The organism is Arthrobacter sp. 05N425, assembly GCF_056397125.1.
Map to the genome: position 1 here is coordinate 251,127 of NZ_JBFTMU010000003.1, position 13,623 is coordinate 264,749.

Here is a 13,623-nt window from a genome sequence, read left to right on the forward strand (position 1 = left end):
CGTAGTGTTACGGGCTGCCTCGGGCGTGGCCGGCTAGAGCAGGTCGTCGAGGCCCGGGTTGAGGCGCTTGAGGACTTCGGAGTGCAGGATCGAGTTGGTCGCCAGCGCGTTGCCGCCGAAGGGGCCGTCCTCTCCCTCGAGCGAGGTGAAGCGGCCGCCGGCCTCCGTCACGATCGGGACCAGCGCCGCCATGTCGTAGAGGTTGAGTTCGGGCTCGCAGGCGATGTCGACGGCGCCTTCGGCCACGAGGCAGTAGGACCAGAAATCGCCGTAGGCGCGGGTACGCCAGACCTCCTCGGTGAGTCCGAGGAACTCGTCGAGGTTGCCGCGCTGCTTCCAGCCGCCGAGGCTCGAATAGGACAGTGACGCATCGGCGAGCCGGGAGACGTTGGAGACCCGCAGCCGGGTCGCGGCGGCCAGTGAGCGGCCCATGTAGGCGCCGGCGCCCTTTGCGGCCCACCAGCGCTTGCCCAGTGCGGGGGCGCTGACGACGCCCACCACGGGTTCGCCTTCGTCGACGAGGGCGATCAGGGTGGCCCAGACCGGGACGCCGCGGACGAAATTCTTGGTGCCGTCGATCGGGTCGATGATCCAGCGGCGCGAACCGTGGCCGGAGCTGCCGAACTCCTCGCCCAGGACGGCGTCGCGCGGGCGGGAGCGGGACAGCTGCCCGCGGATGGCTTCCTCGGCGGACTTGTCCGCGTCGGTGACGGGGGTCAGGTCCGGCTTCGTCTCGATCCGAAGGTCGAGCGCCTTGAAGCGGCTCATGGTCTGGGAATCTACGGAATCTGCCAGTACATGGGCAAGGCGCAGGTCATCGTTGTAGCTCGAAGCTGGTTGGCTCATGCTTCCAAACTACCGTCAAAACGCGCCGCGGACCGGGAGGCCACGTCGCTGCCGCCAAGTAGACGCGGCTATGAGACGCTGCCGAGTTCCTTGGTGTCCTGCGCTTCCAGCCGCGGATCGGTGCCCAGCAGCCGGCGCAGCGACGCGAGCCGGGCCGGGCCGGACGGGCCCGCGTGGCCGCCCTGCACCCAGGCGTCCACGCCGCAATTGACGGCGGTGGCGTCGTGCTTGCAGCCCCGCTCGCAGTCATCGGTGCCGGGCGCCAGGTCCGGGAAGGAACGCAGGATCCTGTCCGGGTCCACATGGGCCAGGCCGAAGGAGCGGATGCCCGGGGTGTCGATGATCCAGCTGCCCGCAGGCGCATCGCTGACCTTCAGCGCCAGCGCGGAGGAGGAGGTGTGGCGGCCGCGGCCGGTGACCGCGTTGACGCCGCCGGTGGCCCGTTCGGCGCCGGTGAGTGCGTTCACCATGGTGGATTTGCCGACGCCGGAGTGGCCCAGCATGACGGTGACCTTCCCGTCGAGGTAGTCCCGCAGCTGCGACACGGCGGCCTTGTCCAGCCGGGCGGACAGGCCGTCATCGGAGCGGGCGTCGATGCCGGAGGCGGCCGAATCCGCGGTTTTGGAGATGATCACCGGGAAATCCAGGTGCTGGTAGTTGGCCAGCAGCTCGGCGGGGTCCTTGACGTCGGCCTTGGTGACGAGCAGCAGCGGTTCGATGCCGGCGTCGTAGGCGGCCACCAGAGCGCGGTCGATGAAGCCGGTGCGGGGTTCCGGGTTGGCTGCGGCCACGACAACGACGAGCTGGTCGGCGTTGGCGACGACGGCGCGTTCGATCGGGTCCGTGTCGTCCGCGCTGCGGCGCAACAGCGTCCTGCGGTCCTGGATCTTGACCAGCCGGGCCAGGGTGTCGGGTTCGCCGCTGACGTCCCCGACGAGCGAGACGAAGTCCCCGGCAACTACGGGGTTGCGGCGCAGCTCCCTGGCCCGCGCCGCGATGATCTTGCGTTCGTCGGCGGTGCCCTCGCCGACGACGGCGGTGTAGCGTCCGCGGTCCACGGTGACGATCCGGCCGGTGACGGCGTCGTCGTAGCTGGGCCGGTCCTTGGTGCGGGGGCGGGAGCCCTTTTTGTTGGGGCGGATCCGGACGTCGGATTCGTCCCAGGAGTCAGTGCTGCGTGCCACCGGCGGCGTCCTTGTCTGCGGTGCTTGCCTGGCTGAGCATGGCCCCCCACAGCTGCGGGAAGCCGGGCATGGTCTTGGCCGTGGTGGCGATGTCCTCGACCTCCACGTCCGGGACGGCGAGACCGAGGATTGCGCCCGCGGTGGCCATGCGGTGGTCCGCGTAGCTGTGCACGACGCCGCCGTGCAGCTTCGCCGGCCTAATGATGAGTCCGTCGGGGGTCTCTTCGGCGTCCCCGCCAAGGCGGTTGATTTCCGCGACGAGGGCGGCAAGCCGGTCGGTTTCGTGGCCCCGGAGGTGGGCGATGCCGCTCAGCCGGGAGGGGCCGGTGGCCAGGGCACAGAGGGCTGCCACGGTCGGGGCGAGTTCGCTGGTTTCGTCAAAGTCGCCGCCCTTGATCTCCGGGCCGCCGCTCACGGTCAGGGTGCCGTGCTCCAGCGTCACGGTGGCGCCCATGGTGGCCAGGATGCCGCGCCAGAGATCGCCGACCTGGGTGGTCCCGGCCGGCCAGTTGGGGATCCGCACGGTTCCGCGGGTGGCGAGGGCCGCGGCGAGAAACGGCCCGGCATTGGAGAGGTCCTGTTCGATCCGCTGGTCGAAGGCGCGGATCGGGCCGGGGGAAATAACCCAGTGGTTCGGCACCGAGTCATCGACCGCCACGCCCACGCCGCGCAGCACGGCGACCGTCATGTTGATGTGGTCCAGGCTCGGTACGGGCTTTCCCACGTGTTCGAGGTGGAGTCCCTCGGTAAAGCGGGCTCCCGCGAGCAGCAGGGCGGAAACGAACTGCGACGAGGCGCTGGCGTCGATGACGAGGTGGCCGCCGCGGACTTCTCCCGTTCCCTGGACGGAAAACGGCAACGACGACGCCGGTCCGCCGTCGGGGGCGCTAACGGCGACGCCGAGACCGGTCAGTGCCTCGATGATGGTGCCCATCGGCCGGTTTCGGGCGTGGGGATCGCCGTCGAATGCTGAGCGGCCGCGGTGCAGCGCGGCGACCGGAGGCACGAAGCGCATCACCGTGCCGGCCAGGCCGCAGTCGATTGAGGTGTCCGCGGCAGCGGCATCCGGGGCGATGGGGGTGATGTCCAGGTCCGGGCCGTAGGCGCCGTCGCCGGGCACTTCGGTGATGGTGGCCCCCAGCTGCCGGAGGGCCTCGATCATCAGGGCCGAGTCCCGGGAGTGCAGCGGAGCACGGAGCTTGGACGGCCCGTCCGCGAGGGCGGCCAAGATCAGGTACCGGTTAGTCAGGGACTTGGAGCCGGGAACGGTGACGGTGGCGTCGACGGGACGCTCGGCGAAGGGCGCACGCCAATGCGGACCGCCGCCGGCCGGAAGGGAAGGGGCTGCAGCGGTGGGGGTGGTGCCAGTCATTGCCGTCTTAGGCCCCGACAGCGTGGTCGACGGCCTTGCGGACCGCCTTGTCAGCCTTCTTCAGCTTCTTGCCGGTGGTCTTCCGGGCGTCCGCGGCGAGGTGTGCGGTGGTCTTCCGGGCGTCGGCGGCGAGGTGCTCTGCACGCCAGGCCAGGCTCGGCTTGCCCGCGGTGTCCACGGAAGCCAGCAGCACCCCGCCGGTCAGTGAGACGTTCTTCAGCAGCTGCTTGCGCCGGGCGTCGCGGCCTTCCTTGGACGAGATGTCCGCGCTGCGCCATTCAACGTAGCCATTGAGCGCCGAGATCACAGCGAGCACGGTGGCGGCCAGGCGGGAGGCCTTGCCGAGGGCCAGGCACACGCCGGCACCCACCTGGGTGCCGCCGATCACGCGGGCCAGGACTTTCTCGTCGGCCTGGAAGGGGAGGGACTCAGCCGCGCGGCGCAGCAGGGGAGACAGCTGTGTCGCAGTGTCATCCGCATTCTTTAGCTTGTCCATGCCTGCGAGCACGAAACTGGAGGCGAGCATGGGGCGGGCGAGAAAGCGGACAAAGGACATGAATTTCCTCCTGGATGGACGAACCGCGGACGCTGTGCGGGAGAACCGGTTCTAGTCTTGCACTTTTGCGGAATATTTGCCCGTTGTGCGGGGTTGTGCATGACAGATTCCAGCCGAAATGGGGGCGGGAAAACCAGCGCAATAACTATGGGCACGGCCGGTCATCCGGCCAGTGCAGGAAGGCGGAGGTTTGGTTCTGGTTAAAGAATCCGGGCTGCTGGATGAAGCCGCCGCGGACCCGTGGGCCGCGGCCCTGACGGGGGCTTTGAGCACCCGCCGGAAGGTGACAGTAGACTTGAACGCAATGAGCACCATGGATCCGGCCGTTGCGGCCATGCACGAGGTTGCCGGAAACGACGACGCCAAGCCCACCAAGGCAGCCGCCGCCAGTAGTACGGCGCAGGCGACAGCCGCGGACGAGGCCATCGCGGAACGAACAGCCGTGGAAACCGTAGCGGCGGACGGCACCGGCCAGCCGCTGGACACGACTGCCGAGACCACCGACGAGCGCCGCATCCGCTTCGAGCGCGACGCGATGCAGTACGTCGACCAGCTTTACTCCGCGGCCATGCGGATGGCGCGGAATCCCGCCGACGCCGAGGACCTCGTCCAGGAGGCGTACACGAAGGCGTTTTCCGCCTTCCACCAGTACAAGCCCGGAACGAACCTCAAGGCATGGCTGTACCGGATCCTCACCAACACGTACATCAACCTGTACCGCAAGCGCCAGCGTGAACCGCTGCAGTCGAACTCGGACACCATCGAGGACTGGCAGTTGGCCCGCGCCGAGTCGCACACCTCGACCGGCCTGCGCTCGGCGGAGGCTGAAGCGCTGGACCATCTGCCGGACTCGGACGTAAAACGGGCCCTGCAGTCGATCCCGGAGGAGTTCCGGCTCGCCGTCTACTTCGCCGACGTCGAGGGCTTCGCGTACAAGGAAATTTCAGACATCATGAACACCCCGATCGGGACCGTCATGTCCCGGCTGCACCGCGGCCGGAGAATGCTGCGGGACATGCTGGCCGACTACGCGGCCGAGCGGGGATTCAAAGCCGCGGGCGATCCCGCCGCAGCGGCCGAAAGCAACAATCAGGAGAACAGGAAATGAGCGACTGCCAGGGACTGGGCGACTGCGATGACACCCGGATGCAGCGCATCTACGAGTACCTCGACGGGGCCCTGACACACGACGACATCGCCGAGATCAAGGACCACCTCGACGAGTGCCCCGAGTGCCACGAGCAGTATGACCTCGAGTGCGTCATCCGCGTGATGGTAAAGCGCTCCTGCACGGAGGCCGCGCCCGAGAATCTCAAGAATTCCATCCTCGACCGGATCCACTCGATCCGCGCGGTTGAGGCCGACGCGGAGGCCTGAGCGCCGCCGGGCCCCGCGAAGGACCAAGAAACAGCGAAAGACCCCGGGAACCGTGAGGTTTCCGGGGTCTTTCGCTTAAAGCTTGATATCCAAGCCTTGGCTTAGGCGTTGGGGCGCTTACCGTGGTTCGCGCCGCCACGCTTACGGTCACGACGTTTACGTGCACGTTTGCTCATAGCTGGCCTCCTTAATCTTGGTACTCAAAAGAGCTGCCCTCAAGTCTCCCACATTGGCGGACCCGCCGCGAACCGGGCGGCCGCCGTCGTGCGGCTCAGCCCTCCAGTGAGTTCCGGATGGAGATCCGGGCCTGGTCCAGGACCGTCTTGACGGTTTCAAGGGTGACTGGGGTGACCGGCCGGGCTCCGGCGTGGCGGCGCAGCTCGACCCGCATATCGTCCCGGAAGGACTGCACCAGCATTTCGGCCTCCCGCAGCCTGCGGTCGCTTTCCTTGGAGTAGCGCGCCCCGGCTGGGGAGGCGGCACTGCGGGCCGTGGAGCGGGCCGCCTCGGCCGTGGCGGCAAGGTCCGCGCGCAGCCCCTGCATGTTCACCCGGATGTCCTGCCGCAGCTTGTCGGCCAGTCGCCGGACGGAGGCGGAAATGTCGTCCTCCACGTCGGCCAGCTCCTCCCGCCGCCTGTTGAGTTCCACCAAGCCGGCCGGGGTGATGCTGTAGTTGGTGCGCCGGCCCTCGGTGTGCGTGGCGACGAGCCCCTCCTCCTCCAGCTTGGCGAGCCGCGGATAGATGGTCCCGGCGCTGGGGGAGTACGTGCCGCCGAAGCGGTCGCTGAGTGCCTTGATCAGCTCGTAGCCGTGCTTGGGGCCGGACTCCAGCAGGGCCAGCAGGTACAGCCGCAGCGCGCCGTGGGCGAAGACGGGCGGCATCACAGCCCCGCTTCGGTGTCCGTGCTGGGCTGGCGGTGGAAGATCGAGGTCTTCCCCGATACCGAGTTGGTCCGGACCAGCATGAGCTTGGCATCGGGACCGGCGATGGTCTGCACGGATCCGCCGGGCTGGGCGTACCGCTGGTCGTCGATCACCACCGCGCCGCTGGCCGACTTCGCGATGATGTCCACGCCGACGTCGTGCGGCAGCCGGATGGTGACATCGCCGGAGACCGAGTTGGCGCCGAAGTCCTGGGTGAAGCCGTGCAGGTCGAAGCTCAGGTCCCCGCTGACGGTGTTGGCGCGGATGTTGCTGAATTCGCCAGAGGCGGTGACTTCGCCGGAGACGCTCTTGGCGGTCAGGACGCCGTGGTGGTTGCGGGCGATCACCTCGCCGCTGACGGTGCTGACGGCCAGTTCGCCCGCGGTGCCGTCGGCCAGCACCGAGCCGGAGACGGTGTTCAGCCGGGTGTGCCCGGTGAGGCCGGAGACCATGCCGTCGCCGCTGACAGTGCCGGCCTCGACGTCCACGCCGGCCGGCAGGGCAATGCTGATGACCACGCTGTTGCTGGAGTTGTTGTTGACCGTGCCCATCAGGTTCTTGAACCAGCCCTGCGGGCCGTGGAGCTGGTGGCGCACCTCCAGGCGGCCCTCGGTGAGGCTGATCGCCAGCGGATCGCCGTCGACCTCGGAGACCTCGATCCGGGCCACGTCCTCGTCGTGGGTGACAACGTCGAAGCGGCCGCGGACAATGCCGAGCTTGAGCGAGCGGACGCCGTCGACGTCGATCGTCTGGGGACCCGTAACGGTCCACGAATTCTGTTCCATGCTTCCTCCGGATGCGGGCGGGTGCGATCAGGCGAGCCTCGGTGCTTGCGATATATCGCGACTATGGAAACACGATATATCGCGCCCCCTGAGCGGTCAAGATATATCGCGACAGAATCTTCCGTGGTCCGCCGGGCGGGACCGGACGGGCGGCGGCCTACTCCGGCGCGTCGATCCCCAGCCACTGGAACCAGCCGCGGTGCAGCACGAGCCAGGCCATCAGTCCGTAACCGGCCTGGCCCGGCGTTCCGCCGTTGGCCGCGAGGTCCTGGCGCCACTGCTCGTGGTTCAGCAGCGGCGAGAAGGTGTCCACGTACAGGTGCTTGCGGCGCGTGGTGACATCGGCGAAGGCGGTGTTGAGCTCGCCCAGTCGGCGGTTCTGGGCGGGGTCCAGGGTCGGCGGCGGCCCGACGACGAAGACCTCGATCTTGTTCTGCGAAGCGGAGTCAAGGATATTGGCGAGGTTGAGCCGGCTGCGGGCCGTGGAGAGGCCGAACTCGATGTCCCGCCCGGACAAGCCGATCACCAGGCGGTTCTCGTGCTGCGGGCCGAACCGGCGGCCGGCTTCCTCGAGCCAGCGCTCAGCCAACCCTTCGGTGCCTTCCTGCGGGCACGGCAGCGAGTAGCTTTCCAGGCTGAGCCCGTCGTGGGGAGTGCGGGCGAGCACCCGTCCCAGCCAGCCCAGTGCCCGGGGGTCACCCAGGCCGGCCAGCAACTCATCTCCAACGGCTGCGATCCGCAGCTTCCGATCTTCCACGACTACCTCTTCATTCCCAATGCCGGTTCAAAGCCTTAAACGAAGCTGCCCGGCCGGAGTCGTGGTGTTCCACCTCCGGCCGGGCAGCCTGGTCTTACTTACGTGCGAATGCCTGCTTGAGCAGGGCATCCTGCTCGGCTGCGTGGCGCTTCATCGAACCTGCCGCGGTCGAAGCCGAGGCCGGCCGGGAGACGAGGCGCACGCGCCGGTCCAGCGCATCCGGCAGGTTCAGGCCGATGAACGGCCACGGTCCCTGGTTGGCGGGCTCGTCCTGGGCCCAGACAACGTCGGCGTTCGGGTACTTGGCCAGCTCGGCGGCGATTTCCGCTGCGGGCAGCGGGTAGAGCTGTTCGACCCGGATGATCGCAGTCGTCGTGTCGCCGGTCTTCTGCCGGGTGGACAGCAGGTCGTAGTACAGGCGGCCGGAGACCAGCAGGACGCGTTCGACGGCGTCGGCCTGCAGCTGCTCGTGCTCGGGGATGACCGGGCGGAAGGTGCCCGTGGTGAAGTCTTCCACCGAGGACGCGGCAGCCTTGAGGCGCAGGAGCTGCTTCGGGGTGAAAATGATCAGCGGCTTGCGCGGCCTGCTGTACGCCTGGCGGCGGAGCAGGTGGAAGTGCGAGGCCGGCGTCGTGGGGTTGGCCACGATCATGTTCTCCTCAGCGCAGAGCTGCAGGAAGCGTTCGATCCGTGCCGAGGAGTGGTCCGGGCCCTGGCCCTCGTAGCCGTGCGGCAGCATGAGCACCAGCGACGAGCGCTGGCCCCACTTCTGCTCGGCCGAGGAGATGAACTCATCGATGATGGTCTGCGCGCCGTTGACGAAGTCACCGAACTGCGCTTCCCAGAGCACCAGCGCGTCCGGGCGCTCGACGGAGTAGCCGTATTCGAAGCCCATGGCCGCGTATTCGGACAGGAGCGAGTCGTAGATCCAGAGCTTGGCCTGGTCGTCGGAGAGGTGGGCCAGCGGCATCCACTCGTCGCCGTTGGCGCGGTCGTGGAAGACGGCGTGGCGCTGCACGAAGGTGCCGCGGCGCGAGTCCTGGCCGGCGAGCCGGACCGGGACGCCCTCCATGCTGAGCGAGCCGAAGGCCGCGAGTTCGCCGAAGCCCCAGTCGATGCCGCCTTCGCGGGACATCTGCTCACGCTTCTCGAGCAGCTGCTTGAGCTTGGCGTGCACCGTGAAGCCCTCGGGGAATTGGACGTGCGCCTTGCCGATCCGGGCCAGCATCTCGGTGGAGATCGCGGTGGATTCCGGGGCGCTGATGCCCGAGTCGGACTGCTGGGCGGAGGGCCGTTCCAGATCGGACACCGCGGCGGAATCTGCGGTGATGATCGGGATCGGGGACGTCTGCGCGGCGTGGGTCTCGGCGAAGACGCGCTCGAGGCGTTCCTGGTAGTCGCGGAGCAGCTGCTCTGCTTCTTCCTCGGTGATGTCGCCGCGGCCGATCAGCGACTCGGTGTAGAGCTTGCGGACCGAACGCTTGGCCTCGATCAGGTTGTACATCAGCGGCTGCGTCATCGAGGGGTCGTCGCCCTCGTTGTGGCCGCGGCGGCGGTAGCAGACCATGTCGATGACAACGTCCTTGTGGAACCGCTGGCGGAACTCGTAGGCGAGCTGGCCGATGCGGACTACTGCCTCCGGGTCGTCGCCGTTCACGTGGAACACCGGCGCCTGGATCATCTTGGCGACGTCCGTGGAGTAGGTGGAGGAACGCGACGAGGACGGCGCCGTGGTGAAGCCGACCTGGTTGTTGACCACTACGTGGATGGTGCCGCCGGTGCGGTAGCCGCGCAGCTGGGAGAGGTTGAGCGTTTCCGCCACAACGCCCTGGCCGGCGAAGGCGGCGTCACCGTGGACCATGATCGGCAGCACGGGGAAGGCCTCGCCCGCGTCCAGGCGGTCCTGCTTGGCGCGGACGATGCCTTCGAGGACGGAGTCCACGGCCTCGAGGTGCGAGGGGTTGGCGGCGAGGTAGACCTTGGTCTCCTTGCCGTTGTCCGAGGTGAAGGTGCCCTCGGTGCCGAGGTGGTACTTCACATCGCCCGAGCCCTGCACGGAGCGCGGATCCTGGGTGCCCTCGAATTCGCGGAAGACCTGGGCGTAGGTCTTGCCGGCGATGTTGGTGAGCACGTTGAGGCGGCCGCGGTGGGCCATGCCGATGGCTACTTCGTCGAGTTCGTCGTCGGCGGCGTCAGAGATGATGGCGTCCAGCAGCGGGATCAGCGACTCGCCGCCCTCGAGCGAGAAGCGCTTCTGGCCGACGAACTTCGTCTGAAGGAAGGTCTCGAAAGCCTCCGCCGCGTTGAGCTTGGAGACGATCCGGAGCTGTTCGTCACGGCTCGRCTTGGAGTAGGGGTGCTCCAGCTGGTCCTGGAACCACTTGCGCTCTTCGGGATCCTGGATGTGCATGTACTCGATGCCCGTGGTGCGGCAGTACGCGTCGCGGAGCACACCGAGGATGTCGCGGAACTTCAGCATCGGCTTGCCGCCGAAGCCGCCGGTGGGCCATTCACGGTCCAGGTCCCACAGCGTCAGGCCGTAAGTCAGGACGTCGAGGTCCGGGTGCTTGCGCTGCACGTACTCGAGCGGATCGGTGTCCGCCATGAGGTGGCCGCGGACGCGGTAGGAGTGGATGAGCTGCTGGATCCGGGCGACCTTGTTGATCTCGTCCGCCGGGTCCACCTGCAGGTCCGGGCTCCAGCGCACGGGCTCGTACGGGATGCGCAGGGATTCGAAAATCTCGTCGTAGAAGTTCTGCGCGCCGAGCAGGAGCTGATGCACGAGCTTGAGGAACTCGCCGCTGCCGGCACCCTGGATGACGCGGTGGTCATAGGTGGAGGTCAGGGTGAGGACCTTGCTGATGGCGTTGTGCGCGATGATCTTCTCGCTGGCGCCCTGGAACTCGGCCGGGTAGTCGAGGGCGCCGACGCCGATGATGGCGGCCTGGCCCTTGGAGAGGCGGGGGACCGAGTGCACGGTGCCGATGCCGCCGGGGTTGGTCAGCGAGACCGTGGTGCCCGAGTGGTCGTCCGCGGTCAGCTTGCCGTTGCGGGCGCGCTTGATCAGGTCCTCGTAGGTGTGCCAGAACTCGGAGAAGTTGAGGGTCTCAGCCTTCTTGATGTTCGGCACCATGAGCAGGCGGGTGCCGTCCGGCTTGGGCATGTCGATGGCGATGCCGAAGTTCACGTGCGCGGGCTGCACGGCCACGGGCTTGCCGTCGACGACGTCGTAGTAGACGTTCATGGAGGGGAACTGGGCCAGTGCCCGGATGACGGCGTAGCCGATCAGGTGCGTGAAGGAGACCTTGCCGCCTCGGGCGCGGGCGAGGTTGGAGTTGATGACCACGCGGTTGTCGATCAGCAGCTTGGCGGGGATGGCCCGGACGCTCGTCGCGGTGGGGACCTCCAGGCTGGTGACCATGTTGGCCGCGATGGCTTTCGCCGGGCCGCGCAGCACGGAGACGACGTCTTCTTCCGGCGCGGTGGGGGCCTTGACGTTCTTGGGCAGCTGGGCCGGGATGGGGGTGCCGGCGCCGGGCTCGGCGGTCTTCGAACCGTCGCGGGCGACGGTGGCCGGCGCCTTCTGGGCTGCGGCGGGAGCGGGCGCAGCGGCAGGGGCCGGGGCGGCGGCCGGGGCAGCAGGGGCTGCCGGTGCCGAGGCTGCGGGAGCAGACGCAGCGGACGGTGCTACGACCGGAAGCTCACGGGTGGAAGGGTGCGCGGCGGCCGTTGCCGAGGCGCCGTTGGTCGAAGAACCGTCGCTGGCATCGAAGGACTCGAAAAGCGGCCACCACTTGGCGTCTACCGTGTTCTTGTCCTGCTGGTACCGCTCGTACAGTTCGTCAACGAGCCACTCGTTTCCGCCAAATTCCTCGGGTAGACGGTGGCTAGGCTGCTCTGGCACTTGAAATACGCCTCTTCCATGAGTTTGATTCCCGCTGGTTTCCACGGTGCCGCAGCACGTCAATCGAACCAGTTCTCCGCGTCCAGTGAACCCAGACCTTTGCCAGTCTAGTGACGATTCCGGCCAAACCGCCAATAAGGGTGACTCAAATCATCCACGAGCCGCAACGCCGTCCGATCCGGCCCGGCGGACCGCCCCCGGGCCGGAACTGCCCCGCCGCCCGAGTGCCTCTAGAATCACAACCGAGACCCTCTATGAAGGAGCAGCCGTGCGTTTTTTGAGTGAGCCGACCACCGACCTGACCTATTCGGACATCTTCCTGGTGCCATCCCGCTCCGACGTCACCTCGCGGCTGGACGTGGATCTGTCGGCGGACGACGGGACCGGTTCCACCATCCCGCTGGTCGTCGCGAACATGACCGCCGTGACCGGGAAACGGATGGCCGAGACGATGGCACGCCGCGGTGGCCTGGCGGTCCTTCCGCAGGACGTGCCGCTGGACGTGCTTCGGAGCGTCACGGCCTGGGTCAAGGCCCGGCACGCGGTCTTTGAGACGCCGGTCAGCCTGCGCGCCTCGAACACCGTGATCGATGCCCTGCACCTGATGGGCAAGCGTCCGCACGGCGCGGTGGTGGTTGTGGACGACGCCGGCGCCGTCGCCGGCGTCGTCCGGGCCGCGGACTTCGAGGGCCAGGACCGTTTCGCTTCCCTTGCCTCCGTGATGCGCCACCAGCCGCTCGTGCTCGACGCCGCGGAGTTCGACGCCGACGGCGCAGCTGATTCCGGCGCCATGGCGCTCTCCCTGCGCCGCGCCTTCGACGCCATGGACGCCGCCGGTACCGACTTCGCGCCCGTCCAGCAGGACGGTGTGCTGGCCGGCGTCCTGACCCGCAAGGGCGCCCTGCGCTCCACCCTGTACCGGCCCTCCCTCGACGACGGGGGTGCGCTCAAGGTGGCCGCCGCCGTCGGCATTAACGGCGACGTCGCCGGCCGGGCGTCAGAACTGCTCGCGGCCGGAGTTAACGTGCTGGTGCTGGACACCGCCCACGGCCACCAGCAGAAGATGTTCGACGCCCTGGCCGCGGTCCGCAGCCTGGACCCCGGAGTGCCGGTCGTGGCCGGCAATGTGGTCACCGCCGGGGCCACCCGCGAGCTGATCCAGGCCGGCGCGGACATCGTCAAGGTCGGTGTGGGACCGGGCGCCATGTGCACCACCCGGATGATGACGGCGGTCGGCCGTCCGCAGTTCTCCGCCGTGCTGGAGTGCTCGGCCGCGGCACGCGACGCCGGCGGCAGGGTCTGGGCCGACGGCGGAGTCCGTTACCCCCGCGACGTGGCGCTGGCCCTCGCGGCCGGCGCGAGCCAGGTCATGATCGGCTCCTGGTTCGCCGGGACGCACGAGAGCCCGGGGGACCTGCAACTGGACGCCAACGGCCGCCAGTTCAAGGAGAGCTTCGGGATGGCCTCGGCGCGGGCGGTGCAGAACCGCAACCAGCGCGAGGGTGCCTTCGAAAAGGACCGGAAAGCCCTGTTCGAGGAAGGCATCTCCACCTCCCGGATGTACCTCGACTCCGCCCGCCCCGGGGTGGAGGACCTGCTCGACATGATCACCGCGGGGCTGCGCAGTTCGATGAGCTACGCCGGTGCCGCCGATCTCGCGGCGTTCCGGGAGCGGGCCGTAGCCGGCATCCAGTCCGCGGCGGGCTACGAGGAAGGCCGCCCGGTGCCGCAGAGCTGGTGAACCGAAACCTGTAGACTGAAATTCTTATGGACAGTAAATCTAGGTGCCGGCCTGGGGGCTGTCAGCGCGGAACGGAATCCGTTCCCGCCCAGTCCACCCGCAGAGCCGGCAAACCCCGTTCACGCGCCCATCACTCTTCCGCTGCACGGAACGCATCGTTCCACGGACAGAGTGCC

Annotated in this window: 12 protein-coding genes; 3 read left to right on the forward strand and 9 right to left on the reverse strand. The window is 68.2% G+C overall.

Annotated features, from left to right (window positions below; all coding sequences use genetic code 11):
- Positions 1–33: 33 nt before the first annotated feature.
- The 4 genes from hisN to AC1DGE_RS06785 all read right to left on the reverse strand — a co-directional run bounded on the left by hisN (position 34) and on the right by AC1DGE_RS06785 (position 3,958).
- Complete coding sequence (gene hisN, locus AC1DGE_RS06770; protein WP_175321887.1) at positions 34–846, reverse strand: histidinol-phosphatase; 813 nt, start codon at positions 844–846, stop codon at positions 34–36.
- Between the two features lie 68 nt (positions 847–914).
- Positions 915–2,030, reverse strand: coding sequence for a ribosome small subunit-dependent GTPase A (rsgA, locus tag AC1DGE_RS06775; protein WP_441417309.1), 1,116 nt, complete (start codon positions 2,028–2,030; stop codon positions 915–917).
- Complete coding sequence (aroA, locus tag AC1DGE_RS06780) at positions 2,014–3,402, reverse strand: 3-phosphoshikimate 1-carboxyvinyltransferase (protein WP_441417310.1); 1,389 nt, start codon at positions 3,400–3,402, stop codon at positions 2,014–2,016. Before aroA ends, rsgA begins: the two co-directional genes overlap by 17 nt.
- Positions 3,403–3,409: 7 nt before the next feature.
- Positions 3,410–3,958 (reverse strand): DoxX family protein, encoded by a 549-nt coding sequence (locus tag AC1DGE_RS06785; RefSeq protein WP_441417311.1) that lies wholly within the window; start codon positions 3,956–3,958, stop codon positions 3,410–3,412.
- A 190-nt stretch (positions 3,959–4,148) separates the two neighbouring features.
- Here AC1DGE_RS06785 and AC1DGE_RS06790 point away from each other — a divergent pair, with 190 nt between their 5' ends.
- Together AC1DGE_RS06790 and rsrA are read left to right on the forward strand one after the other, a co-directional pair.
- A complete protein-coding gene (locus tag AC1DGE_RS06790) occupies positions 4,149–5,066 on the forward strand; it encodes a sigma-70 family RNA polymerase sigma factor (protein ID WP_441417312.1) in 918 nt (305 codons plus the stop codon).
- Positions 5,063–5,335, forward strand: coding sequence for a mycothiol system anti-sigma-R factor (gene rsrA / locus AC1DGE_RS06795; protein WP_441417313.1), 273 nt, complete (start codon positions 5,063–5,065; stop codon positions 5,333–5,335). The genes AC1DGE_RS06790 and rsrA overlap by 4 nt, the downstream gene beginning before the upstream one ends.
- A 101-nt stretch (positions 5,336–5,436) precedes the next feature.
- On the opposite strand, the gene AC1DGE_RS06800 is transcribed toward rsrA, so the two are convergent.
- The 5 genes from AC1DGE_RS06800 to AC1DGE_RS06820 form a co-directional block, all read right to left on the reverse strand.
- The gene (locus AC1DGE_RS06800; protein ID WP_104061284.1) at positions 5,437–5,511 is read right to left on the reverse strand and encodes a 50S ribosomal protein bL37; all 75 of its coding nucleotides are present in this window, start codon (positions 5,509–5,511) and stop codon (positions 5,437–5,439) included.
- Positions 5,512–5,606: 95 nt separating this feature from the next.
- Positions 5,607–6,218: a PadR family transcriptional regulator gene (locus AC1DGE_RS06805; protein ID WP_441417857.1), complete on the reverse strand. Its 612-nt coding sequence runs from the start codon at positions 6,216–6,218 to the stop codon at positions 5,607–5,609.
- Complete coding sequence (locus AC1DGE_RS06810; protein WP_441417314.1) at positions 6,218–7,045, reverse strand: DUF4097 family beta strand repeat-containing protein; 828 nt, start codon at positions 7,043–7,045, stop codon at positions 6,218–6,220. The genes AC1DGE_RS06805 and AC1DGE_RS06810 overlap by 1 nt, the downstream gene beginning before the upstream one ends.
- A 157-nt stretch (positions 7,046–7,202) precedes the next feature.
- Positions 7,203–7,802, reverse strand: coding sequence for a GDSL-type esterase/lipase family protein (locus AC1DGE_RS06815; protein WP_441417315.1), 600 nt, complete (start codon positions 7,800–7,802; stop codon positions 7,203–7,205).
- Between the two features lie 94 nt (positions 7,803–7,896).
- A complete protein-coding gene (locus tag AC1DGE_RS06820; RefSeq protein ID WP_476917155.1) occupies positions 7,897–11,706 on the reverse strand; it encodes a multifunctional oxoglutarate decarboxylase/oxoglutarate dehydrogenase thiamine pyrophosphate-binding subunit/dihydrolipoyllysine-residue succinyltransferase subunit in 3,810 nt (1,269 codons plus the stop codon).
- 268 nt (positions 11,707–11,974) lie between these two features.
- On the opposite strand from AC1DGE_RS06820, the gene AC1DGE_RS06825 reads away from it, so the two are divergent.
- Entirely contained in the window at positions 11,975–13,447 is a 1,473-nt protein-coding gene (locus AC1DGE_RS06825; RefSeq protein WP_476908573.1) for a GuaB1 family IMP dehydrogenase-related protein, read from the forward strand.
- Positions 13,448–13,623 lie beyond the last annotated feature (176 nt).